The organism is Komagataeibacter kakiaceti JCM 25156, assembly GCF_000613305.1.
In genome coordinates this window covers 1-1,841 of the sequence record NZ_BAIO01000467.1, presented here as the reverse complement: position 1 = coordinate 1,841, position 1,841 = coordinate 1, and the positions used below count along the sequence as shown (strand labels likewise).

The window sequence follows — 1,841 nt, the reverse complement described above, 5'->3', positions numbered from 1 at the left end:
GCGTCGGTCAGGAGCAGGCGCATGTCCTTCTGCATGAGGCGCGCGGGGAACTGCGGGCTGAAATCTCCCGCCTTCGCGGCCTTGAGCTTGCGTTTGTGGTGCGGTGAGATCACGGGCACCTCATCCAGCGCGTCGAACAGCATGTTGCGGTCCAGTCCCGCCGCCAGCCCGTAGGTCACGCCTTCCGCCACCACGGCGAGGGTGGCCCCCATGATGCCGTTGATGACCAGCTTGAGCTTCGCGCCGCTGCCGATCGGCCCCGCATGGATGGTCAGGCGGCCAATGGCGTCGAATATGGGTCGCGCATGGCTGATATCTTCCGCCGCGCCCCCGGCCAGGACGATCAGGTTGCCCGATTCCGCCTCCGGCGTGCTGCCTGCCACCGGCGCGTCGATCAGGGTGATGCCGCGCGCCTGCATTCCGTGGCCAGCGCTTCGGTCGTTTCGGGGGCGACGGTGCTTGTGTTGATCAGCATGCTCCCGGCCTTCAGCCCGCAAGCGCGCCCTGTGCCCCGTGCAGGGATTTGGTCAGCGCCTCGTCATCGGGCACGCAGGCGATGAGAACATCCACTTCCCGCGCCAGCGCATCGGGGGAGGAGACGAATCGCGTGCCGCCATCCCCGCCCCGGCCCGATGGCGTATAGGCGGCGATCCGGTAACCCGCCTTGACCAGGTTGGCGCCCATGCGTGAGGCCATGGCGCCGAATCCGATAAAACCGATCAGGGGGAGGGGAGTGGTAGGCATGCGTCTTCTCCTTGGCATGTTGCGCGCGGGCCGTCCGGCCCCCGCATCAGGCGGCCGCCAGCATGCATGAGGTCACGCCCGGACACCACGTGGGGGCCACCCCTCGCATAAAGATGATGGCGGAAGGGGGGATGGTCCTGTGGCATCAGGGTCCGACGGCCTGTTCGTAACGGGAAAAAAGATAAAGACATGATGCGGTCCCTGCGTTTTTTTGACGATCTTGCAAAAACCCTTGTCCGCCAGCCCCCCATGGCGCTGGGGGTGGTCTATCCATGCAGCGTGCCCGCCCTTCAGGCCGCGGCCCGGATTGTCGCGCAGGGGATGGCCGTGCCCACGCTGATCGGCCCGGCGGTGCATATGCGCCACATGGCCGCGACCGCCGGAATCGACCTGTCGGGATGCCTTTTCGCCGATGTGCCCACCCCGGAGGACGCGGCCCGCCAAGGCGTGCGGATGGCCCATGACGGAAGGTAGCGGCGCTGATGAAAGGCTCGCTCCATTCCCGCATCTTCCTGCACGAACTCGGCCACCACGAAGGCGGGCTGCGCACCACCCGCCGCATGAGCCATGTCTATGTCATTGACGCGCCGCAGGCCCCGCGCGTGCTGCTGGTGACGGATGGCGCGGTGAACATTGCCCCGGAAATCGAGGCCCGGCGCGACATTGTCCAGAACAGCATCGACCTCGGGCACATGCTTGGCCTGCCCCAGCCACGGGTCGCGCTGCTCTCGGCCGTGGAGATGGTCAACCCCGCGCTCCCGTCCACGCTGGATGCGGCGATCCTGTGCAAGATGGCCGAACGCGGGCAGATTACCGGCGGTGTCGTGGATGGTCCGCTGGCGTTCGACAACGCCATCAGCCCCGAGGCCGCGCGCTGCAAGGGCGTGGTTTCCCCCGTGGCGGGGCTGGCGGATATTCTGGTCGCCCCCGATCTGGAGGCCGGGAACATCCTGGCCAAGCAGATGACCTTCATCGGGCAGGCGCAGGCGGCGGGCATCGTCATGGGCATGCGCGTGCCCGTGATCCTGACCAGCCGGGCCGACCCGGTGCCGGTGCGGGTGCTGTCCTGCCTGGTGGCGGCGGTCATGATCCGTCAG

Annotated in this window: 2 pseudogenes; one reads left to right on the top strand and one right to left on the bottom strand. The window is 67.5% G+C overall.

Going from position 1 to position 1,841, the window contains the following annotated elements:
- Nucleotides 1-744 (bottom strand): annotated as a pseudogene (locus tag JCM25156_RS32215) (NAD(P)-dependent oxidoreductase); the annotation flags it as partial.
- 189 nt (nt 745-933) lie between these two features.
- Here JCM25156_RS32215 and JCM25156_RS25130 point away from each other — a divergent pair.
- Nucleotides 934-1,841: pseudogene (locus JCM25156_RS25130) on the top strand (bifunctional enoyl-CoA hydratase/phosphate acetyltransferase); the annotation flags it as partial.